This is a genomic window from Nostoc sp. DSM 114167, assembly GCF_052692655.1.
Window position 1 is genome coordinate 328,300 of record NZ_CP195116.1, and the last position, 23,482, is coordinate 351,781.

Genomic DNA, 23,482 nt, shown 5'->3' on the forward strand with positions numbered 1-23,482 from the left:
ATGAGTATTAAAACTGAAGCAACTATTGAAGATTTGTACCAATTACCAGACAATTGTAAGGCAGAAATTGTCAATGGAAAATTGGCGCTGATGTCTCCAACTGGATTTTTACCAGGACGTGCAGGTGGTGAAATTTATGCAAGTTTACGGGATTATGAACGTTTAACAAAAAGTGGTTACGCTTTGCCAGATAATGTCGGTTTTATTGTCAATCTCCCTAATCGTCGTTCTTTAAGTCCTGATGCGGCATTTTATACTGGCAAACCTACAGGCGGGAAGTTCCTTAATGGTGCGCCTGTGTTTGCTGCTGAGGTGAGAAGTGAAAATGATTATGGTGATAAGGCTGAGAAAGATATGGAAAGTAAACGCCGTGATTATTTTGCAGCTGGTACTTTGGTAGTTTGGGATGTGGATGTACTCAAAGAGGAAGTTATCAAAGTATATCGCGCTAGTAATCCTGAAGAACCCCAAATTTATCGCCGTGGTGAGGTAGCCGAAGCTGAACCCGCAGTGCCAGGATGGACTATGTTAGTGGATAATTTGTTTGTTTAATGTTTATTTAGCGATCGCCTACATACTATCATCAAATTATACCTTGCCAATTGCGTAAACGTAGCGATCGCCTACATACTATCATCAAATCATACCTTAGCAATTGCGAAACGTAGCGATCGCCCACATACTATCATCAAATCATACCTTGGCAATTGCATAACCGTAGGCATAGCTTTTCGCTGTCGGTTAAGATGGCAAAAATATAAATATTAATATCATGGCTGCAAATAGAATCAGGGTTGCTAAAGATAAGGCTGAGTTGATGAAATCTCTAGTAGCATCAAAAGACACAACTGGGCCTTTTCAAACTTATGTAGAAGTAATGGTGTTTGCAGCAGCTTTAGGCGTTAAATATAAAAAGCGCGTTCCTTTGGGAGAAACTACAAAAAGAGAACCATCTCCAATTCCACAAGAAAATTTTGCTTCATTAGGATATGACCTAATTATTAAATTATTAGGAATTACTGAAACTAAAGATATTAATATCCTCTCATCTAGAGAAGAACAAGATGAAGATAAACGCACTCAAATATTTGAAGAATATGCTAATGGAGGATTAGAAATTTTACAAAATGAGTTGCGAGGTTCTGTTGACTACTCAGAGCGACTCCTATTAGTTTTGATTTCTGAAAGAGGAACAAAAGAACTATTAGAAGAAGAATTTGACCTGAGTAAATTCTTAAATTGATTATTTATGCTTGGTTAATTAAGTTATTAAATATGAAAGATACAGCATATTATTGTCAACGTTTTGCTAAATTAAATGTGAGTAATAGCCGGAAACGTGGAAATGCTCAATATAAACCAATCTTACTTTTATCAGTAATTGATTTGATGGCACGGGGTATCATTACTACGAATGAAATTCCCGTTTCCGACGAATTAATTCAAACATTTGAGAGCTATTGGAATGTAATCGGTTCTTTATCTTATAAAGGTGGCTTACACTATCCTTTCTTCCATTTGCAAAATGAGGGCTTTTGGTACTTAAGATTTAAGCCTGAATTTAATGGTTTACAGCCAAAAACAATTAACAAACTAAAAGAGGCTGTTGAATACGCATATCTAGACAATGAATTATTTAACTTTTTGCAAGATGAATTTTCCCGGAAAGAATTAATTGACGCACTTGTGGCAGCTTTTTTTTCTGATAATGAAAATGATATAGAAGCTATTTTACAAATAAATCAAGCTTTTCAAGATGACCCAGTAGAGATAGAAAAATTAATTGAAACAGGAAATTTAGAGGGTAATCCCAGATGGAGGTGGAAACGAGCAGTTATTAGAAATGCTTTCTTCAGGACAGCAATTATACATATTTATGATTACAGATGTGCCTTTTGTGGACTCAAAGTAACTAAAAAAGTAAATCAAAATATTGTAGATGGCGCACACATCAAGCCATTTTCAAAGTTTTATGATAGCAAAATTAATAATGGAATTGCTCTTTGTAAAAACCATCATTGGGCATTTGATAGGGGTTGGTTTGCTGTAGATGAGCAATACAAAATCATAGTTAGTAATGATTTGGTAGAAATATCTCCCCATGCTAAACCTATGAAAGATTTTCATGGTGAAACAATACTTCTACCAAATACAGAGCAACACTTTCCAGAACTGGAAGCGTTGCAATGGCATCGCCAAAATATATTTCAAGCATAATTACAAAATAGGTGGAAGTCCTACCGCTTTCGGTTCAACAAGCTTGCCATCAAAACTTATAGTTTTATCTTCCACAGTCCTAGCATCTGCTAAAGCCTTACGAAGTTCTGCACGTTCCATCTGTTCCTGAATTCCACCCAGGATGTAAACCAATAACTTCGCCGCCAAATCTCGCCCAGCAACCTGCACGCGCTTTTTATTTGGGTCATATAAAACCCCATACCAAAGAGATTGGGGATATTCCATACCACTAAAGCCGCCTTGCTGGTCAAACTTCCGCAGCTTCTTAAAAATATCTGCTAGAGAAAAACCTTTTTTAAATACCAAAATTCCCAAAGCTTGTGCTAATGCAACTTGAGCAACCGGACGGAAAAGCATATTTCCTTCACCTCCATCCTTCTCAAAGCTGAACCGCCGTAAAGCTGGTGTATCTTCGTGTTCTAAAATTTTATAACTGGAAAGACTAGCCAAATTATCAAATAGCTTGCTAAATTCCTCAATCCCCTGCTCAAGTTCTTCATCCTCTGGACGCATCGGAATTAGACCTTTCTCCAAGGGTTTCCAGTGGGGGAACTTTTGAGCCAAATATCGCTCAGACATATCTTGCAGAGCTTGCAAAGTCGTCAAAACTGTAGAATTGGAAGCTACTGTTGCACTATTCCAATTAACACGAGGTTTGCGTTCTTGTTGCTGTTCTAATAGTGGATGTGTAACTGCAATTTTTCTAGCAACGATCGCAAAACCATCATCTTCATTCAACTGTGTTAGTTGCCCTTTTGTCAACGGTGCAGCCATCAGGTTGACATGAACAAAAATCGACCTTACCCTCCGCCTCGCCTGAGTGCGAGTTTCGCCAGCCGCTACCGCACAGATGAACTCAATACCAATTTTTTCCTTGGGTAAATTTTGCAAGTAAGCAAGGTCTACTTGGTACTTTTCTATCAAATCATTGACTGTAATAAAACTGTCATCAGCACCTTTATCTTTTTTATAGCGCTGGAGTTTACGAGTTTTGATTAACTCCATCAACCCCTGAACGCCCATCAGTCGATGTTGTCCATCTAATGCATAAATGGTGACATCATCCTCAGAAATATTTAGCAGACCTACTTTTCCGTCTTTATCTAGAGGTATAAAATCAGTCGTAGACTTTGTGGCGCGTCCTTTGCTATCCCACTCAGCAGCTTTGGGATTATCCACCCACGGTTGATTAATCACCACCAACACCGGCGGAAACTTATGATTGTCTCTAGCCGCTAAATACTGGACTAATGGTGCTTGACGTGACCAATCAAGGGGACGCTGCTGAATTTCATCAATACTATCTGCGTCAATTTCGACATTATCAGTTTCAGGATTATACTTTTTCTGAAACAGAGGTAAGCCAGAGGCGAAGTGAACCCGACCTGCAAACCATTCCAGTGTAACAGAACTAACATAAGCCTCAGTACCACCCATCTCGGTTTTTTGAACGAGAATCTGATCTTTTTTCCCTAAAAACTTCTCTAGGAGTAAAGCTAGTACCTGCTTTTCCTTGTTTTCTCGTTCCAGGTATTCTCTAGCGATGTCGGCAGTTGGGTCGGATGCACTGTCTTTCATGTTAAATTTTAAAAACAGAATAAGATTATGTCGTTTAATTATCCAAAAAATTGGATATTAGTAGTAAAGTTTTTAAAAACTTTTCTTCAACCCACGTAGGCGGTCACTGAGCTTGTCGAAGTGTGGGTTTTGTATTTCGACTCCGCTCAACACAAGTCTGTATAGCCGCGAATTCTATTCGCCGAGATATTACGCCAGGTTTCCAGAGAGAAGGATAAATGACTACAGCACAACAAGCAGAAAACACAGCGAAAAATGCGGTCTTGGGGTCTCCCCAAGAGGAGCAATTTTTCAAGACAGGTCAGCAAAAACGTACTGTAGCAGAGTTAGTGGACTACATCCAAGCTCTCACCATTGAAATTCAAGAATTGTATTGTTTAGATCAGATACCTTGGGTAGTAGGCTATTCCGGTGGTAAAGATAGTACTGCCACTTTACAGCTTATCTGGAATGCGATCGCAACACTACCAGTTGAAAAACGAAAAAAGACTATTCATGTTATTACAACTGACACATTAGTAGAAAATCCTGTAGTCTCTGTCTGGGTACGCAAATCTTTAGAAAGGATGAAGCTTGTTGCTCAAGAACAGAAAATGCCCATTGAACCCCATTTATTACACCCAGAAATCAAAGAGACATTCTGGGTAAGCTTGATTGGTAAAGGTTATCCAACACCACGAGGAAAATTTCGTTGGTGTACAGACCGTCTAAAAATTCATCCTTCTAACCACTTTATCCGTGATGTGATTAGAGTAAATGGGGAAGTTATTCTTGTTTTAGGTACGCGTAAGGCTGAAAGTATCAAGCGTGCTATCTCAATGGAAAAACATCAAGCAGGTAGCCTAAAAGACCGCCTCGTTTCTGATACAAGTTCACCGACATCTCTGCTTTACCATAGTGCAAGCTTGCCTAATTCTTTAATTTATAGCCCTATCGAAGATTGGCGTACTGATGAAGTTTGGATTTATCTAAATCAGTGGCAAAACCCTTGGGGGTATAGCAACAAAGACTTATTTACTATGTATAGAGGTGCTACAGCAGATAATGAATGTCCTTTAGTTGTTGATACTTCCACTGCTAGCTGTGGTGATTCTCGATTTGGCTGTTGGGTTTGCACAATTGTTAGTAAGGATAAATCAATGGAGGCAATGATTCAAAATGATGAAGAAAAAGAATGGATGCAGCCTCTATTGGATATTCGCAATGAATTAGATAATAGAGATGACCGCGATAAAAGAGACTTCCGTCGCATCTGGGGAGAAGTCCAACTTTTTGAACGTCATGTCGATGGTGAAACTTCTATTGAACCAATTCATGGCCCTTATACCAAATATTGGCGAGAACATTGGCTAAGACGATTATTAGAAGCGCAAACAAAAACCCGTCGTACAGCGCCAGAAAATATGCGCGATATCACCCTAATTACTCTAGAAGAAATGAGTGAAATTCGCCGTATTTGGCTAGAAGAAAAACACGAATTTGATGACAGCTTACCCCGGATTTATCAAGAAGTGACTGGCGAAAAATTTCAAGACCCCCGTCCTGGCGCTGACTATAGCCTACTAGGTCGTGATGAATGGATAGTATTAGAAGAAATCTGTGAAGGTGACGCGATGCATTTAGAACTCATGGCGAAATTGTTAGACACAGAACGCCAGTATCGCAAAAAAACTCGTCGCGTGGGAATATACGATACTTTAGAAAAATGCTTTAATACGAGTTCCCGTTCTCCAGAAGACGCGATTAAAAATGCTCGTTTGAAACGCGAATTAAGCGAAGCAGTTAGTCAAGGTGATGTTGCAAAAGTCAAGCAGATGACTTTGGGCGATGTTGCAGCAATCAATGAAGTAGATGAAGGTAAAAGTGAAAGTGATGAACAGGTAACTTGGGCAAGTATGAAATTTAAAAAGGAAAACTCAGAAGAATAGAATAAAAAAAGACGTGAGTCAACCAAACTACTTCAAGAACGCTTGACAAAATTTGATTATCTTAAAACAAGCTAGGTTCTATGATTCAAGCCATACACAAATTAGTAACTTTTGAAGATTTTGCAGCTTGGCGGCCTGAAGGTGGGAGATACGAATTACATGATGGCGTGATTGTTGAAATGGCTCAACCAGTGGGAGATCATGAGGATGTTGTTGGTTTTTTGGCACTAAATATATCTATCGAAATTGGGCGACAAAAACTTCCTTACTTCATTCCAAAAACTGTATTAGTCAAGCCATCTGAAAGTGACTCAGCTTATTCCCCAGACATCTTAATAATCAATCGACCAAATTTAGTAAATGAGCCTTTATGGAAAAAAGAATCAACTGTATCTCAAGCTACATCTATTCCATTAGTTATTGAAGTTGTTAGTACTAATTGGCGAGATGATTACTACAAAAAGTTAGCCGATTATGAAGCTATAGGCATTCCTGAATATTGGATTATCGATTACGCGGCTATAGGTGCTAGAAAGTTTATTGGCAATCCTAAACTGCCTACTGTATCCATTTATCAATTAATTGATGGTGAGTACCAAGTTACTCAATTTAAAGGCGATACCCATATTGTCTCGCCTACTTTCCCAGAATTAAATTTAACCGCCGAACAGATTTTTCAAGCTGGGGGTGTGCAAATCTAGGCACGCTTACCAACACCTAGACAGATGCGATCGCATTTCTTAATAGTTAGTGATAGTATTATCTATATTTAATAGACAATATTTTTTCTCAATGCGTCAGACAAAATCATCTAATTAATTTTATCTGATTCCTTTCATCACAAACTTTCTGCTTCTGCGATCGCTGTCGAACTCATGTTAATCTTAAATACTAATGATATTTCTTGAACTCGTATTACAAAACTTTGGCCCCTACAGTGGTAAACAAGTAATCAATCTTAACCCAAAAAGCGATGAAGAAAACTTGCGTCCAATTATCTTATTAGGTGGTATGAATGGCGGCGGAAAAACTACTCTTATGGATGCCATTCGTCTCGCCCTTTATGGCCCCCGCGCCCAATGTTCTACCCGTGGTAATTTAAGTTATAGCGATTTTCTTAACCAATGTGTTAACAATAAAATAGATCCAGTTGCAGACACCCGAATTGAATTACTTTTTGAACATATTGAAAACGATAAACCAATAAAATACCGGGTTGTGCGTAGTTGGACAAAAAATCCTAAAGACGGGAAAGATACATTAGGTATTTTAGGTGACAGTGATACTTGGCCTGATGCTTTAGTTAATATCTGGGATGAGTATATTGAAAATCTCCTACCATTAGGTATTTCTAACTTATTTCTCTTTGATGGTGAACAGGTTAAAGAACTCGCAGAACAGGAAACACCACCACCAGTTGTAGTAGATGCTATTCGCGGACTTTTAGGGTTAGAGTTAGCAGACCGTTTAGCAGTTGATTTAGATATTTTAGTTAACCGTAAACTTAAAGAAGTTGGTAATAGTAAGGATTTAGCAAACCTAGAGGAAATTGAAACTAGGTTAACCCAACAGCAAGAAGATTATCAAACTACAGAAGAAAAAGTAGAAATTCTCAAAAATCAGGTAGAAGAGTTAGAACAAAAGCAGCAAGAAGCCTTTGATAAATTTATTTCTGAAGGCGGGAAGATTGCAGCAGAACGCAATCAATTAGAACTACAGCAAAATACAAAAACTGCGGAAATTGAACAAGTACGTCAATTAATGTGTGAATTGGCGGCTGATGTTTTACCTCTGGCATTAATTCCCAATTTGCTTAATCAGGCGCAAACACAGGGAGAAAAAGAATTTCGCCATCAACAGGTACAAATTTCTAAGGATTTGTTACTTGAACGAGATCGGCGCTTACTCACTTGGCTAAATCAAGTAGAAATTTCTCCGATACAAGTTGAAAAAATTCAATCATTTTTAAGCCAAGATGTAGATAGTTTATATGCAAAGACTCTCCAGACGGAAGCACCTTGGCTATTAGCCGATGATGAAACTTTAAGTCAGCTTGATAATTTTATATATCATTTACAAAATTCTAAAATTTCTGCAAAAGAGAAATTAGCTATCCTCAAAAATAAAGAAGAAGAAATTCATACTTTAGAAAGACAAGTGCAAACAGCAGCAGCACCAGAAGAATATACAAAGCTGCGTCAAGCACTAGAAGCGGCACAAAATCAAGTTGTTGAAGCTAAAGCAAATTACGAAACAATCCGCCGTCGTTTAGCTGAATTAGAAACTATTATTGCCAAGTCCAAGAGAGAATTAAGTGATTACACTGTAGAAAATATTAAGCATAAAAATAGCGAACATATTATTACCTCAGCAGCGAAAGTTCAAAACACACTCAAGATTTTTCGGGAAAAATTAACCCTGCGAAAACTCAATAAATTAGAGGAAGAAGTTAAAAACTGCTTCCTTTATCTCCTCCATAAATCAGACTTAGTGCATCGAATAACTATTGATACTAAGACTTTTAGCCTTTTGCTTTATGATTTAAATGGTAAACCTGTCCCTAAACATCGTTTATCAGCAGGTGAAAAACAATTACTTGCGATCGCCTTCCTCTGGGGTTTAGCCAAAGTCTCTGGACTCCGCTTACCAGTAGCTATAGATACACCCTTAGGTAGGCTCGACTCCTCCCATCGCCAAAACTTAGTGGATAAATACTTCCCCGCCGCCAGCCATCAAGTAATTTTACTATCTACCGATACTGAGATTGGCAAGAAAGAAGTAGAAACACTGCGAGAAAACGAAGCGATCGCCCGCGAATATCTCCTCAAATATGACTCCTCTACCCGCCAAACAACCATACAATCAGGATATTTTTGGTAGTAGATATCGTCTAAAAAATTGGCGGAGCGCGATTTTTCTAACTCTAGATATTTACAATATATATAACGACCTTTGAAAAGTAGATTAGCAATTATGAACTCACCACATTTACTAAAAATAGAGCGTGACCTACGTGTTTTGTCATTAGAAGAACTAGAATGGGTTTTAGAACTTATCACAAGACAATTGGAAGAAAAGAAGCAAATATCAGATAGATTTACTGATGTGAAATATATGAATGAACAACTAGCTGCAATGGCTAGTGATTTAGATATACAGGCAGAAATTTCCTCTATAAATAATGAATTTAGTATTACAGAAATGGATGGTTTAGAAAATCTGTGAGCATCGAGAGGGGACAAATTTATTTTGTCAATCTTAATCCAGTGCTGGGTCGAGAACAGGCAGGAACAAGACCAGTTTTAGTTTTATCTATAAATGCTATCAATCAATTACCTTTGGTTGTAACTGTAGTTGTCGGTACGAAAGGAACAAATATTAAGCGTGATTATCCAACTAATATACGAGTCTCTCCAAGTGACAGTGGATTGCTTATAGAAACAGTGTTCTTATGTTTTCAAATTCGTTCTTTAGATCCAAATCGCTTTCCTGCCGATCCATCTGGCAAACTTTCTGATTCCAAGATGCTTGAAGTTGAAACTGCGGTTCGCTACTGTTTGGGTTTATGAGCGAAAATTATCTCAATTTTTAGGAAGATTATGGAATCCCCAATCGAAAGAATTAAACTTTCCCAAACAGCTAAAGACCAACTTACCAAACTTAAACGCAGCACCAAAATCGACCAGTGGAATATTCTATGCCGTTGGGCATTTTGTCGTTCCCTCGCAGAAGCAACCGCACCCTCCCCCGTTCCAATTCCCCAAGATAGCAACGTCGAAATGACTTGGCGCGTCTTTGGCGGCGAAATGTCCGATATTCTCCTCCTCGCACTCAAGCAACGCTGTCACAACGATGGTTATCCCACCGATAAAGAAACCCTCGCCACCCAATTCCGCTTACATTTGCATCGCGGTATTGGCTACTTAGCAGGCGATCCAAATATCAAGAAAATTGAAGATTTAATTGAACTGGCCATTAAACCTTGAAACAATGTTAGGTGCTGGGTGTTTTAATTACGAATTACGAATTACGAATTACGAATTATTATCATGCCTGAAGCGCTAGAAATTGAGCGTCATAGAGCTGCGATCGCTCGCACTGACATATCTCGCCCTGTACGATTGGCAATAGAATGGGCAATCCTAACTCAAGACACCACTTTTTTTGACTACGGTTGCGGCTACGGTGGTGATGTTCAGCGAGTAAAAAACTTAGGTTACACCAGCGCAGGCTGGGACCCTTACTACTATCCTGATGTCCCACGCACCCCCGCCGATGTGGTCAATTTGGGTTATGTCCTCAACGTCATTGAAGACTCAGAAGAACGCCGTCAAAGCTTGATCCAAGCCTGGGAACTCACCGGGAAAGTTTTAATTGTCGCGGCTCAAATCCTAATCGACGCTCCCAGCAAAAACCAACTTGCTTACAATGATGGCATTGTGACGCGCCGCAATACTTTTCAGAAATATTACGAACAAGAAGAACTCAAAACTTATATTGATGAAGTTTTAAATGTAGATGCAGTACCGATCGCACTAGGCGTTTACTTTGTTTTTCGAGATGAAGCTGAAAAAGAAAGTTACAAAGCTATCCGCTTCTTTTCTACCACCTCTACACCGCGAGTCCGCATTCCCACCAAGCGGTTTGAAGACTATCAAGAACAGCTGCAACCCTTAATGGCTTTTTTTACCAAGCGCGGTAGACTACCTGTGAAAGGTGAATTGGAAAATGAACAAGAATTACTGAGCGAATTTGGTAACTTTCGCCGCGCCTTCGGTGTAATTTTACAAGCTACCGATGAGGCTGAATGGGATGCGATCGCTTATCGTCGTTCTCTCGATATCCAAGTTTATCTCGCGCTGACCCACTTCGATCGACGCCCTGCATGGCAAAAGCTAGCCCCAGAAATGCGTCACGATATCAAAGCCTTTTTTAGTAGCTATGAGGAAGCGTGCCTTGTAGCCGATCAAAAGCTTTTCAGCTTGGGTAAACCTGGGGTGATTCAAACTGCTTGCGAAAAAAGCAAAATTGGTAAACATACGCGCGGTGCGCTTTACGTCCATATTTCGGCACTTGCAGCACTTGACCCAGTACTACGAATTTGTGAAGGTTGCGCTAGCCGTACCATTGGGCGTGTCGATGAAGCCACATTAATTAAATATCACACTGATAAGCCGCAAATATCCTATCTGTCTTACCCCCAATTCGACACCGATCCGCATCCGGCATTAAAAGCCAGCATTGGTATTGATTTAAAAACCCTCTCCATAACTCATCGAGACTATGAAACTAGGGCAAATCCGCCGATTTTGCACCGAAAGGAAACATTTGTGATCGGCAACTACCCACGTTACGAAGAATTTGCTAAACTCACCCAACAAGAACAGGAATTAGGATTGCTCAAGGACAAAAGCGACATCGGCACTCGTGAAGGTTGGAAAAAATGCCTAGCTGCCCACAGAGTCGAAATCAGAGGGCATCAGGTTTATTCGATTAAGGAAAATTAAGGAATAATCACTATGTTAGAGCATTGCTGATATGTATCTTAAATAAAGAAAATCTTAGCAGGTTTGTGTGCTTACACGAAATTAGACAGCAGCTATGGCAAGATAACTGCAATTCAATTAAATAAAAAGGAATCTTCAAGATTGTGCAAGTAAATAAATCGCTGCTACGAATTTTTGGCAGCCAGAAGATGGGAGCTTTGTTATTTCTTGGCTTCTCATCAGGGTTGCCGTTATATTTAACCAGTCAGACATTACAAGCCTGGTTGACCAAAGAAGGGATTAGCTTGGCAGCGATCGCCGCTTTTAGTTTAGTAAAGCTGCCCTATTCTTTAAAATTTCTCTGGTCGCCTTTACTAGATAGATTTGTACCGCCTTTTTTGGGGCGACGTAAAGGTTGGTTGGTAATTACACAAGTAGCATTACTGCTAGGTATAGCTGTAATGGGACTACAACACCCATCCCAAGGGCTACAACCTTTAATAATTGCTGCTGTGGCCGTTGCCTTTTTTAGCGCCAGCCAAGACATTTTAGTTGATGCTTACCGCACTGATGTAGTGGAAGTAGAAGAAAGAGGTGCTGGAGCATCTATTTACTTATTAGGTTATCGCATTGCCATTCTCGTAACCGGTTATGTCACTCTATTTTTGGCAGATAGGATGCCTTGGCAAGCTGTTTACTTGTTGATGTCGCTGTTGATGCTCGTGGGCTTAGTAAGTTCTATTTTTGCACCAGAACCAGTCCTACGCGATCGCCCACCTCAGACTTTATCCGCCGCCGTCAAATTACCTTTCATTGAATTTTTCCAGCGTCATGGCTGGCTACAAGCACTTTTAATCTTGGTATTCATTGTGATTTACAAGTTGGGGGATTCTTTGCTAAAGAATGTATCTACCCCATTTTTGTTAGATAAAGGTTTACATTTTACTCAAACCGACATTGCATTTCCTGGTGCGTTGGGAATTTTCGCCACCATTGTTGGCACCTTGGCAGCAGGAGCAATAATGACCAAAATTGGTGTTAATCGTTCGCTGTGGATATTCGCCATATTGCAAGCTGTCGGGAACTTGGCTTTCTTTGCGTTAGCAGTAGTAGGTAAAAACTTCTATCTAATGTTAGCTGCCGTTAATATAGAACAATTTTGTGCTGGTTTAGAAACTGCTGCTTTTGTAGCATTTTTGATGAGTCTTTGTAACCAAAGCTTTTCAGCTACACAGTACGCCTTACTTTCGAGTTTGCAGGCTTTTAGTAGAGATATTCTTACGGCTCCAGCAGGTACATGGGCACAAACCACCGGCTGGTCTACATTCTTTCTACTGACAGCAATAGCTGCTTTGCCGGGATTATTATTATTGCCATTCTTTGCCCCTTGGAATTCAAAGCCAGTGGTAGTATTATCCAGACCAGGACTTGACGACGAAGAAGAGGATATATGGGGAATCAAGTAGTTATTGCTGTCGGCACATTTATTCTCTTACTGACTGGTTTATTACTTGGCTATGTTCTCTCGCAGTTAGTTCTAGGATTTTTAGCATTTAACCTGTTAACTTTTTTTGGAACACTCAGCCTAATTTTAATTTTTGGTACGCTTTATTACGTTTTATTTTGGCAATTGCGAAGAGAACAATCCCGACCGTCAACTCCATCAACCATCAATCAAGGGATACCAACCCAGGTAGACGATGGTGGATCTGATAGCTATCTCAAAAACAGGCTAATTGCTAAATTATCTGGTGACACTGCAGCAGCCGAACGGTTAATTGCACAGGCAAAAGAGACTTATCCTGGGATGCCGGAGAATTGGTATTGCGAAAGAGTACTTGATGACTTGGAAAGCGATCGCCAGAGGGAGTAGGGGAGCAGCACTTCGACTACGCTCAGTGACCGGGGAGCAGAGGAGCAGGGGAGCAGGGGAGAAATCAATTCAAAATTCACGCATTCAAACATTTTAGAACTTCTGCCTCCTCTTTCCCAATGCCCAATTCCCATGCACAGAAAATTGCTAAAATAAATCAAGAATACTTCACAAATCTTCAGCTAGGTTCTCATAAAAGTTCCTAGCTTCTTGCAATTAAAATATGGCTATTTTTCGTCAATACATCGCTCCACTGCTTGTAGTACTAGTATTTGTTTTTGCTCTAGTGGCAGTCAGCGCCCGAATATTTTTACCGTCCGATATGGCAGCACCCGCACCAATTGAAGAGGTGGGAGTAAGTTCTCAACCTACTCCAACTGATTTACCTCCAGCAGCACATAACGCGAGCTAGCTAAGTCAATAAATATCAGTAAATATCAGTAGTGTCTGAGGAACTATTACCTGGATATATTATTCGCCGTGGCTCCCTTTTGGAGCGATCGCTGCTGCTCAAATTCATGCAGCGAACTTACCAGGATCTCTTTCCCAACGAGGATTTTTCCCACTTAGAGCAAACAGTTAAGCAATACTTTTCTAGCGATACGCCCTTGTGGTGGGTAGAAGACGAGGGGGAGCAGGGGAGCAATAAAGAATCTCTCTCCTCTGCCTCTCTGCCCCTCTGCCCCTCTGCCCCCCATCCCCCTATAGCCTGCCTCTGGGTTGGCAATGCCATAGATCAAGTACATGGGAACCGTCATGCTCACATCTTTATCCTCTACGTTGTGCCAGAACATCGGCGGCGGGGTATTGGTACAGCCTTGATGCGATATGTGGAAAATTGGGCTATTCAAAGAGGCGATCGCCAGATTGGACTGCAAGTATTTCAATCAAACAAACCCGCATTGAATCTTTACAATCAGTTAGGTTATCAAACCCAATCCCTATGGATGGTAAAATTCCTGAGTGCAGAAAAATAAACTCAAGGATAGCGATAATATACTGTAGCGTCTGAGTTATGGAGGTTCTCGTTTGGATAAAACTCAACGAGAAAGAAGGATAAATGTATAAAAACCCAACTAATATATATAAATATAAAGATAAAGCTTTAACTTCTTGGCGCGGGGGATTATGTGTCGATCCCTTTTCGGGATTGAAATCAAATTATGTATGACGAAGACGATCTAAGCCTACTCGATATTGAGGAGGAGCTAGAAAGCCCCTTAGATAAAATAGAGCCGCTAACTGCCGAATCAGTTGTGGCAAAGCCCGATCCAGAAGTGATGCTAGCCTTGCTGGAAAATCCCCAGCCCCAGCAAAGAATGTTAGCGGCACGCGCTTTTTGTGATATAGAAGATGCGCGTGCTACCCCCCATCTGATTCGCCTGTTAACAGATACCTGTCCCTTAGTCCGAGTAAGTGCAGCTTATGGCATCGGACGCAATCCCAGTTTAGAAGCAGTGAGTCCGTTAATTGCTCAACTAAACAGTGATTGGAATGGCTATGTACGTAAAGGTGTAGTTTGGGCTTTAGGAAACTGTCGCGATCGCCGTTCTTTAGCACCTTTAGCAAATGCCCTCAGAACCGACATTTCCGCAGTGCGTTTGTGGGCTGCTAGTGCCTTAGCACAGATGGCAGAAGTGGGTTATGAAGCAGTGATAGGGGCAATACCACCATTAATTGAAGCCTTAGTCCAAGATCCCGTGGCAGCAGTGCGGAGTAATAGTGCTTGGGCAATTGGTCAACTCTGCCGCGAATTGCCTTCTAATGTAGTTTATGCCACAGCGATCGATGCCCTAATTCAAGCCTTTGCCGAAGACGAAGATTTGGGAGTCCGAGAAGACGCTAAAGCCTCACTGTTAGGAGTAGGCGATCCCCGTGGCTTACAGCTAATTGAAACCTTAGAACAAGAAGGGTGGTTTTGATTTGAGAATGGGGAATGGGGCATTGGGCATGGGGCAGAGGGGGCAGAGGGGGCAGAGAGGAAAACTCTCCTCCCTTGCTCCCTGCCCCCTGCTCCCTGCTCCCTGCTCCCTGCTCCCTTGCTTCCCCTGCTCTCACCCCAGCCCTTACTGTCCTTCAGCTACAGGTTTGACCAAATTTAAGTCATAAGGGCGCTCAGTATCATCCTCACCCAAATATTCACCATTTTGAATTTCCAGAATAACTAGCGGAATATGCCCAGGATTATCTACTTTATGTAGTGTTGCAGCCGGGACATAAGTTGATTCGTTTCGATTCAGTAGTATTTCCTCATTCCCACAAGTCACCTTTGCCACGCCGGAAACTACAACCCAATGTTCATTACGGTGATAATGAATTTGTGGTTTAATTCCGTGCCTGGGCTTGATTTCTACACGACTAATTCTATAGGTTTCTCCCTCCTCGATTACCTCTACCTCACCCCAATATCGTGTACCTGAATGTGGAGACAATTCGTTGATATTTGATTGAGTATTATTTTCATTGGGAGTCATAATTAATTTTTCAACCAGATAAGTATTAGTATTTATCAGTAATTTACCGTAAACGAGATAAACCTGGATAGGGAGATGCAGTCACAACATCTCTATTGATGACAACTGCTCTAACTTTACTTTAGGCAACAGATTCTATCCGTGAATTTTTAAATGTTTGAAGGCGTGAATTGTTCACTCTCCCGTATACTGAATCCGATAAATTCGATTATTAGCTTCTTCTGTGAGTAGTAAACTGCCGTCTGGCAACACGAGTAAACCTACAGGTCGTCCCCAAGTGGTTGGTACAGAAGGATTTAGCAAAAATCCTGTGAGAAAGTCTTCGTAGTAGCCAAGCGATCGCCCTTTAGCATCGAAGGGAACAAATACAATTTTATAACCAGTGCCGCGATCGCGATTCCAAGAACCACGAAAAGCAGCAAAAGCACCGTTCTGGTATTTTTTGGGAAACGTTTTACCATCATAAAACTGCAAACCCAATGCTGCGGAGTGTGCCTGGAACAGTACATCTGGCGTTTGAGTCCGGGCTACTAAATCAGGACGTTTACTTTTGTTATCCGTCTTTTGCCGCGGATCGAGGTTGTTTGGTGTTAGATAAGCATAGGGCCAGCCGTAAAATGCCCCCTGTTTAACGCGTGTCAGATAGTCTGGCACCAAATCATCACCAATTCCATCCCGTTCGTTAACAGTGGTATAAAGTTCCTTAGTTACAGGATGAAAGTCTAAACCAACAGGGTTACGCAAGCCGGAAGCGAAAGTTTGCTGCTGGGAACCATCTAAATTCATCACTTGTATCGAAGCCCGTGGTAAGGGTTCCTCATCTACATTGGTTCCCGATCCAACTGAAATATATAATTTATTGCGATCGGGCGAGACAACGACATTGCGCGTCCAATGGTTGTTATAACCTTGAGCGGGCAAATCGGCAATTTTTTCCCCTTTACCTGTAATTTTGTTTTGATCTTGAGTGTAGGGAAAACGCACCACAGCATCTGTATTACCCAGAAAAAAGGAATTACCTGCAAAAGCCATCCCAAAGGGTCTATTGAGTCCGTTGTCCCGACTAGCAAAGGTTTCTCGAACGTCAGCGACACCATCGCCGTTGCTGTCACGCAATAGACGAATGCGATTTTGCCCGGTTTCAGTCACTAAAACATCACCCTTAGGGGTTAAAGCTAGCCAGCGTGGGGCATCTAAACCTTCGGCAAAGACGTTGACTGTGAAGCCTGGTGGTACGCGCAGCACCGGATTTTCTGGAATGGGCACAACCTCAGGCCGCTTCGAGGCGCTTTCGGTTGCAAAGGGTGCTGGTAAATTCTTCAGATTGATTCGGATGGGTGTAGGTGAAAGTGCTTCAGTACGGACAATATTTTTTGGCTGTGTAGGATTCTGTGTCAGTTGGGCAGAAGGTATAGATTTTTGAGGTGTAGGATTATCTGAGTTAGCGCGAGTCTGGTTACAGGCTGCTGCCAAAATCATTAAAAAAACAGGCAGCAAAAAACGCGCAGGAACTTTCATGGTGGTAGACACTATACACAATGTTCTTACTCTAGACTTGAGGCTTAATAATTGTCGCCAGTCAAAAGTTTGATTTTTTTTAGTTAATCAACCTATTAACAATTCAAAAATAAAGTACTAGCACCGCAAGGCAAAAGTCAAAAGTCAAAAGTATTATGGAATAGTCTTTTTAGAGATTTTAAATGATTGCTCTATTTAAGTTGTGGCGTACTAGTGACTAAATTCTATTCCCAATGCTCAATGCCCTTCAGGAGTGCTGTTAGCGATAGCTCGGCATTTAGCCCGTGCTGTTAGCGGATAGCTAAGGTTTAGCCTGTGCTGAGTTGTGAATCTCACTTATTTACTCGTAACTCATAACTTGGAACTCTGAACTGTTTCGCCCAATGTTCAATATTTACACATACAAACATTTGTTAGTGAACAAAAAATTTTCAAATTCTGCTGCTGGTAAGGGACGACTAAATAGAAAACCTTGCATAGAGTTACATTTGTGTTGGCGTAAAAAACCTAGTTCTGCTTCTGTTTCTACACCTTCAGCTACTACACCTAGATTGAGATTATGAGCCATCTGAATTAATGCCTTAGCGATGGCTGACTTTTGCGAATCATTAGCAACATTATGGATAAAATAACGATCTATTTTTAATGTATTAATTGGTAAGTTTTTCAGATAAATCAAAGAAGAGTAACCCGTACCAAAATCATCGATCGCAATTTTTATACCCAAGGATTGCAATTTGCTCATAGTAGCGATCGCACTATTGACATCTTGCATAATCATACTTTCAGTGAGTTCTAGTTCTAGGTCATGTGGTTCTAGATTATTCACGGATATAAAATTAACTACATTATGAATAAAATCTGGCTGATTAAATTCAATTGCTGACAGATTTACAGCAACAATCAATGAATCAATTCCAGCATCACGCCAGCTTTTAATTTGTTGGCATACCCTTTTTAATACCCATTTCCCAATCGGAACAATTAAACCTGTAGACTCTGCTAAAGGAATAAATTCTGTTGGGTAAATCATTCCTAACTCTGGACTTTGCCAGCGCAATAAACTTTCAGCTCCTACTATTTTTCCAGATGTAATATCGACTATTGGTTGATAATAAATTTCAAATTCTTGAAAATTATGTTGTTTTATAGCTCGGTGTAAGCTAATTTCTAACAACTGCATTTTTGGAGACAAGTTATTAATGACAGTCTGAGAAGATAAATACCTTTTTAAAGTAGCGTATTTTTCCAACCTGTTCATAATGGCACTTAATAACTCAGCTCGAGTGAATGGCTTAGTTATATAGTCATCTGCACCCATATCCATACCTTGACGGAAGTCAGATTTAGCAGATTTGGCAGTGAGAAAAATGAAGGGAATGGTTGCCGTAGATGGTTCTTGACGTAATGCTGTTAGCACGCCATAACCGTCAATTTCTGGCATCATCATATCACAAAGAATTAAATCGGGAACTTCGGAGATAGCCAAACTTACCCCGATTCTGCCATTAGCCGCAGCAATAGTTTCAAAATCCTCAGCTTCTAGCAAATCTAAAATGTTTTCACGGACTGCTTCTTCATCTTCTATTATTAAGATTTTGGGCATAAATTACCTCATCTTTCTATTTTATTATTTCCCGACATTATCCAGCAATACTTGTTACAAAAAATAAACTTTATAATTAAGTATTTTAAATTGGTAGATATCTCTACATTTTTTTAAAATTGCCATTTTTAATCTAGCATTTAGTATATTAACACCATTGCTAGCCTGATAAAATGATTTAAAAATATTTACTATGTCTTCTGGGAAAATACAAATTTGCCAATCTTGAATGTCAAACACGATTTGTCTATCTTGGCTAAGTAAATTCAACTTGAAAGTGCTATCATCAGAAAAAAATCTAATATAACTTGAAAAAAAGTTAGTCAAGATATGTGCCAAGAGTTTTTCATTGATGCAGCAGGTTACAAAATTATATTGACTGATGAAAAAAATCAAGCGCCGATAGCCCAGATTCATCTGCATTTGTTCTGGCAATTGTCGGCTATATTCAAACAAATTGAACGATGTTGTTCTATACTCTAATTTTCCCACTTCTAACTGACCGATAATCAAGACATCATTCGACATTTCAGTCATGATTATGTGATATTTGGGCATATTCGTGTGGATGACCCTATTAGACTTACGGTAAAAGTCCAAATCTTCTTCATAAACTTCAATGAAGTGAGTGTATTTGCCTGTCGTAGCTTTACGTACTATAACGCGTGCTGGTAACCATTGGGACTTGAGCAATTGTCTCTTAATGAAAATCTGATGTTCTACCTCAAAAGAACCAATACTAAACATTACCTCTAGTTTTCTCTGTTTCTTGTGCCAGTGTTTAATAGATACTTTCACGAGTAATATTATCTTGGTTATCCACAACTAGCAGTAGTTCCAACTGTTGCTGATGTACACGTGATAACACTGAGACTATCTTCACAAAATATGACACGTTCAATGTCATGACTAAGGTATGCATAACCTCAAGAGTATTGGTTGTTTTCAAGCTAGTTTCAGAAGCTACAAACAGTACCATATCATGCTTGGTGAAGTACCCTACTACTTGCGAAAATGAAAAAACAAGATACTTTTACCCCGTGCTACATCAGTGCGTAAGCGTAGCTCGTTGTAGAAATAGCATCTACTTTAATAGTGATGTTTTTAACACAAGCATCAGGAGCAAACAGTCAATTTTTAACTCTAAGCTTTGTAGGCTGATGAGCTGAGGTCAGGCTTGCATAGATTTTCACGATAGCTATCATCAAATAATAGTTATCTAAAACCGCTTATCTAAGTATTTTCCAATATTTTGACGCTAATCAACTAGTAATTTTTGGGATACAAACACTACAAAAAGTGTGTTAAGAATTACAAACTAGCTTGTATCCAGCTAGTTGGGCATTTGTCATTTGTCATTAATTATCCTCCCCTGCTCCTCTGCTCCCCGGTCACTGAGCGTTGGTCATTGAGTTTCGACTACGCTCAACTACCGCGTAGCCGAAATGAGTCGTACCACTTCGTGGAAGCAAGCTACGCGCAGCGTCTCGTAGAGAAGGGCTACTCCCCTGCTAGAAAGCCCCTCTACCTCTTCACAAAGGACGTAATTGCACCCGCCGTTCGCCATAACGTAATAGCCTTTCTATAGTTACGAGCCGATTTTCCCAAACTTTGACTTGATAGGAATTGGACTTAATTTCTTGGCTCATCAATACCCGAAATTGAGACTGGAACCGAGTTAGAGAGGCTTTCGCCACGAGTAACTTACTAGCAGAAGGGGAAGCGGCAAGCTGATTTAAAGCACTGCGTAAAACTTCTGCCTGGTTGTTAAAATCTGAAAGTTTCTGAGATGGTCTTGGTCGTTGGTCATTTTGGAAAACAACTTTCCATTCCCGTTGTAGCGCGGTGTAACGGATGGCGGCGGTTTGAAAAGGCTGATGGAGAGGAATCGGTTCACTTGTTGTAGATTGAATTCTACCTTGGGTGTTACTAAAGAGTTTTTGGAGATCGTTGCTAAAATTTTCTACTGCAAATAGTGCATAACCACTAACTGGCAAGTCCCTTACCAACTGGAGTTGATCGAATGCCCCGATGGTTGGCAAAGAAAGTAAGCGAATTCCCGGCACCAACAAGGTAGCTCCCAATTGTTTAGAGGCAATCCAGGGTTGCGCCAGTCGTTGAAACCGAGAAGTATCAAGAGCATAAGTCATGGGAACAATTAAATCTACATCCCCCTGTTTTGCCCAAGTTTCCCAATTTTGTTGAATTTTCTGAATCCGTTCTAGTTCTGGCAAAGGAAATACTGCAACCGACAAAATCAAATTCGGTTGCTTTTGTCGCAACTGCTGTGATAGTTGAGCGACAAAGCTATCAACTTGATCGGTGCGAAATTTTGTCCATTTTTGCCACAAATCTGTTTGGCTAGGAGAAATATTCACTGGATCTACACCAGTAAGTTTCTGAAATTGCGCTCTTGCAGCTTTCCCATAGCCATAAGTTCGACCTGCTGATGGATCTTGGAAAGGGTAGCGAATGTAGTCTAGCTGTAAACCATCCACCTTATATTTAGTGACAATTTCCTCATACAGCTTGAGCAAGTATTGCCGCACTTCGGGGTTGGCTGGATCGAAGAATGGCTTAGTCTGCCCAACGGGAATCATGTTGCCTAGATTATCGTAGTTTGCCCAATCGGGATGAGCCGCCAGTACTGGCCCTGGATAATTAGGATTAAGGTTGAGAATTTCATTATGGCGTTGATTGCCAGCAGCAAAAGTCCACACCCAAGCGTGTAATTCCATATCTCGCTCATGGGCTAGTTTCACTGCTTCTTCTAGTGGGTTCCACCCACGAATTAATGGGTTTTGCTCTTTTGCGATTTGGCTGGGATAAATTGGATAGCCAGCATTAACAGTTTCAAAAAAGACGGTATTAATCCCGGCTTGAGCGAGGCGATCAAAAATCTGTGCCAGTCCCGCCTTACTACCAGCGCGAACAATCGTCCCCCGATCTAACCAAACTGCGCGAATTTCTGGTTGAGCTAGTTTCCGATCGACAGGAAACTGTTGCCACAAAGTTGTTTTAGCGGCCAGCCATTGCTGACGAGCCAAAGCGTAGTTTTTTTGAGCAATCAATTGGGGTAAATTTTTGGCAATTAACCTTGCTTGTGCTAAGGCTTGGTCTTTACTTATGGCTAGCGCCCCCAGTTTGGTTGAGGCTAATTGTATTGGCTGTTCTTTGACAGACTGGGGGGTGTTCAAATGCCTAGAAAACTGTTTCCCCTCACTTTCAGATATTGTTTCGCCAACATTAGCCGCATCAGCTAACACCGCTAAATGAGCGCTTTCCACCCGACCAATCAGATTTTCTAGTTCTTGCTGGAGAGCGATCGCTTGCTTGTTATCAATCGGCTCATTGGAGTTGGGTGCAACATCCAAACGCACCGCTTGTTCTAATTGGTCAATAGCCTCCTGAGAACTTGGGGGTTTGACCATAGGCAGCGGTCTAGGTATAGGAGCAGTGGCAGTTTTAGGAGGAATGAATGAGGGAGATGAGGGAGATGAACTACCCCCTTGCCCCCCTGCCCCCCGGTCACTGAGCGTAGTCGTTCGCGGAGCGTCTCGCAGAGAAGTGCTGCCCCCCTGCCCCCCTGCCCCTCTGCTCTCCTGCACTAAGGGCGCAGCTGCAACAGTCGTAGAGCAGCTTTGGGAACCTCCTGCTATTTTTTTGTTACGATTTGATGGCGCTAGTGCTGTCAAATAGTGATTGATAGTAGTTTTTAACCAGGCATTATCCAACTCGGCTGCGGAGGCTGTATCTGTTCCCCAGCGCCAGCCCAAAAAGGTGGAACGCTCAGTTGTTACGACTGCGGCCGGACTATCTTTGGAATTCCAAACAGCAGGAGATTCAGCGCCCATATCATTAGGAATCACAACGCCGCCGCGCACTTTACCAAATAGTCCAGTTTGATTTGCCCATTCTGGTATCTTGGTTTTTGCAGCTTGAATCTGTTCTGTGTCACTAAGGCTGAATCCCCAATAACCTCCCAAGAGCGATCGCAATAATTGCCGCACTCCTGGCGATGACAAACTACCTACAGGCCCACTAGCAATCAAACGCCCTCCCTTACTCATCCAGTCTTCTAGAGCGATCGCTTGAGTTGGTGTTAATGTTTCGACGTTTGGCAAAAATAATACGCGGCGCTCGCCCCAATCTGCCCCACTCCTAACATCATTTAGGGAAATTACACAATATTTCACCCCTATTGTCTCTAAGCGATCGCTTATCCCTCTCCATTGATTTGCATTTTCTTGTCCATAAACTACGCTTAATACGGGTTCTTCAGTCGCCGCCGTTACTGGCAAAATACTCAAAAAATTTAAAACTACAATTTCACAACTTAAAATAAATAATTTTCTAGCTTCTTTAATTTTTAAACTTATATCTTTTTGGTTTTCCTGATAATTCACCAGTGACTCCTCACTTCATTTTTAATTTAGTTATTATTCATAATTCATTAGTACACAATATAGAATTTGAACTCGATCCTAGTAAGGTTACTGAGATTCTCACTTGGATTAAGTGAGCTAATCTTTTACTTTGCAAAAATAAAAAAATTCCTATAAGCTTTTCAAAGAGTACTTAGTGAATTACCTTCATCAATCTAGCCTATCAAAAGTAGTTAAAAATGCCAAGATGGATACTCAACTTGCCAAGACGATATATAGAAATTGTTAGTTATTACATTGTGAATTTAATTTCATTAGTAACTAGTTGTTTAGAAAATTTTGCATTTTCCAATTTCCACGCGCTTTTGTGTAATTGCAGATATTTTTCATTTCAAC

At 40.7% G+C, this 23,482-nt stretch carries 21 protein-coding genes; 15 read left to right on the forward strand and 6 right to left on the reverse strand.

The window, feature by feature from the left end:
• The 3 genes from NSTC731_RS01400 (at position 1) to NSTC731_RS01410 (ending at position 2,217) form a co-directional block, all read left to right on the forward strand.
• Positions 1-552, forward strand: coding sequence for a Uma2 family endonuclease (locus tag NSTC731_RS01400; protein WP_445629293.1), 552 nt, complete (start codon positions 1-3; stop codon positions 550-552).
• A gap of 220 nt (positions 553-772) precedes the next feature.
• Positions 773-1,243 carry a DNA phosphorothioation-associated protein 4 gene (locus tag NSTC731_RS01405; RefSeq protein WP_445629294.1) on the forward strand — a complete coding sequence of 157 codons (471 nt, stop codon included), beginning with the start codon at positions 773-775 and terminating at the stop codon, positions 1,241-1,243.
• 32 nt (positions 1,244-1,275) lie between these two features.
• Positions 1,276-2,217 (forward strand): HNH endonuclease, encoded by a 942-nt coding sequence (locus tag NSTC731_RS01410; protein WP_445629295.1) that lies wholly within the window; start codon positions 1,276-1,278, stop codon positions 2,215-2,217.
• Here NSTC731_RS01410 and NSTC731_RS01415 read toward each other — a convergent pair whose 3' ends face one another.
• A complete protein-coding gene (locus NSTC731_RS01415; RefSeq protein ID WP_445629296.1) occupies positions 2,218-3,816 on the reverse strand; it encodes a DGQHR domain-containing protein in 1,599 nt (532 codons plus the stop codon).
• A 218-nt stretch (positions 3,817-4,034) separates the two neighbouring features.
• Between NSTC731_RS01415 and dndC the strand changes: the two genes are divergently transcribed.
• The 12 genes from dndC to NSTC731_RS01475 all read left to right on the forward strand — a co-directional run bounded on the left by dndC (position 4,035) and on the right by NSTC731_RS01475 (position 15,025).
• Positions 4,035-5,744 carry a DNA phosphorothioation system sulfurtransferase DndC gene (gene dndC, locus NSTC731_RS01420; RefSeq protein ID WP_445629297.1) on the forward strand — a complete coding sequence of 570 codons (1,710 nt, stop codon included), beginning with the start codon at positions 4,035-4,037 and terminating at the stop codon, positions 5,742-5,744.
• Between the two features lie 80 nt (positions 5,745-5,824).
• Positions 5,825-6,445, forward strand: coding sequence for a Uma2 family endonuclease (locus NSTC731_RS01425; protein ID WP_445629298.1), 621 nt, complete (start codon positions 5,825-5,827; stop codon positions 6,443-6,445).
• A gap of 193 nt (positions 6,446-6,638) precedes the next feature.
• Positions 6,639-8,624 carry a DNA sulfur modification protein DndD gene (gene dndD, locus NSTC731_RS01430; protein WP_445629299.1) on the forward strand — a complete coding sequence of 662 codons (1,986 nt, stop codon included), beginning with the start codon at positions 6,639-6,641 and terminating at the stop codon, positions 8,622-8,624.
• A gap of 93 nt (positions 8,625-8,717) precedes the next feature.
• Positions 8,718-8,969, forward strand: a complete 252-nt coding sequence (locus tag NSTC731_RS01435; RefSeq protein ID WP_445629300.1) for a hypothetical protein — start codon at positions 8,718-8,720, stop codon at positions 8,967-8,969.
• Positions 8,966-9,313, forward strand: a complete 348-nt coding sequence (locus NSTC731_RS01440; protein WP_445629301.1) for a type II toxin-antitoxin system PemK/MazF family toxin — start codon at positions 8,966-8,968, stop codon at positions 9,311-9,313. The genes NSTC731_RS01435 and NSTC731_RS01440 overlap by 4 nt, the downstream gene beginning before the upstream one ends.
• 30 nt (positions 9,314-9,343) lie before the next feature.
• Complete coding sequence (gene dndE, locus NSTC731_RS01445; protein WP_445629302.1) at positions 9,344-9,730, forward strand: DNA sulfur modification protein DndE; 387 nt, start codon at positions 9,344-9,346, stop codon at positions 9,728-9,730.
• Positions 9,731-9,793: 63 nt separating this feature from the next.
• Positions 9,794-11,251 carry a DNA phosphorothioation-associated putative methyltransferase gene (locus NSTC731_RS01450; protein ID WP_445629303.1) on the forward strand — a complete coding sequence of 486 codons (1,458 nt, stop codon included), beginning with the start codon at positions 9,794-9,796 and terminating at the stop codon, positions 11,249-11,251.
• Positions 11,252-11,394: 143 nt separating this feature from the next.
• Positions 11,395-12,696 carry an AmpG family muropeptide MFS transporter gene (locus tag NSTC731_RS01455; protein ID WP_445629304.1) on the forward strand — a complete coding sequence of 434 codons (1,302 nt, stop codon included), beginning with the start codon at positions 11,395-11,397 and terminating at the stop codon, positions 12,694-12,696.
• Positions 12,681-13,103, forward strand: coding sequence for an ABC transporter permease (locus NSTC731_RS01460; protein WP_445629305.1), 423 nt, complete (start codon positions 12,681-12,683; stop codon positions 13,101-13,103). Before NSTC731_RS01455 ends, NSTC731_RS01460 begins: the two co-directional genes overlap by 16 nt.
• A gap of 223 nt (positions 13,104-13,326) precedes the next feature.
• Positions 13,327-13,515 (forward strand): hypothetical protein, encoded by a 189-nt coding sequence (locus NSTC731_RS01465; protein ID WP_322710173.1) that lies wholly within the window; start codon positions 13,327-13,329, stop codon positions 13,513-13,515.
• Between the two features lie 31 nt (positions 13,516-13,546).
• Entirely contained in the window at positions 13,547-14,080 is a 534-nt protein-coding gene (locus tag NSTC731_RS01470) for a GNAT family N-acetyltransferase (protein ID WP_445629306.1), read from the forward strand.
• Positions 14,081-14,266: 186 nt separating this feature from the next.
• Complete coding sequence (locus tag NSTC731_RS01475) at positions 14,267-15,025, forward strand: HEAT repeat domain-containing protein (RefSeq protein WP_322680417.1); 759 nt, start codon at positions 14,267-14,269, stop codon at positions 15,023-15,025.
• Between the two features lie 144 nt (positions 15,026-15,169).
• On the opposite strand, the gene NSTC731_RS01480 is transcribed toward NSTC731_RS01475, so the two are convergent.
• From NSTC731_RS01480 to NSTC731_RS01500, 5 genes are all read right to left on the reverse strand, one after another.
• A complete protein-coding gene (locus tag NSTC731_RS01480) occupies positions 15,170-15,577 on the reverse strand; it encodes a phosphomannose isomerase type II C-terminal cupin domain (RefSeq protein WP_445629307.1) in 408 nt (135 codons plus the stop codon).
• A gap of 174 nt (positions 15,578-15,751) precedes the next feature.
• Positions 15,752-17,095, reverse strand: a complete 1,344-nt coding sequence (locus tag NSTC731_RS01485) for a PQQ-dependent sugar dehydrogenase (RefSeq protein ID WP_445632251.1) — start codon at positions 17,093-17,095, stop codon at positions 15,752-15,754.
• Between the two features lie 394 nt (positions 17,096-17,489).
• Positions 17,490-18,701: an EAL domain-containing response regulator gene (locus NSTC731_RS01490; protein WP_445629308.1), complete on the reverse strand. Its 1,212-nt coding sequence runs from the start codon at positions 18,699-18,701 to the stop codon at positions 17,490-17,492.
• Positions 18,702-18,755: 54 nt separating this feature from the next.
• On the reverse strand, positions 18,756-19,499 hold the full coding sequence (locus NSTC731_RS01495; protein WP_445629309.1) for a hypothetical protein: 744 nt from the start codon (positions 19,497-19,499) through the stop codon (positions 18,756-18,758).
• Positions 19,500-20,233: 734 nt separating this feature from the next.
• Positions 20,234-23,110 (reverse strand): family 10 glycosylhydrolase, encoded by a 2,877-nt coding sequence (locus tag NSTC731_RS01500; RefSeq protein WP_445632252.1) that lies wholly within the window; start codon positions 23,108-23,110, stop codon positions 20,234-20,236.
• Positions 23,111-23,482 lie beyond the last annotated feature (372 nt).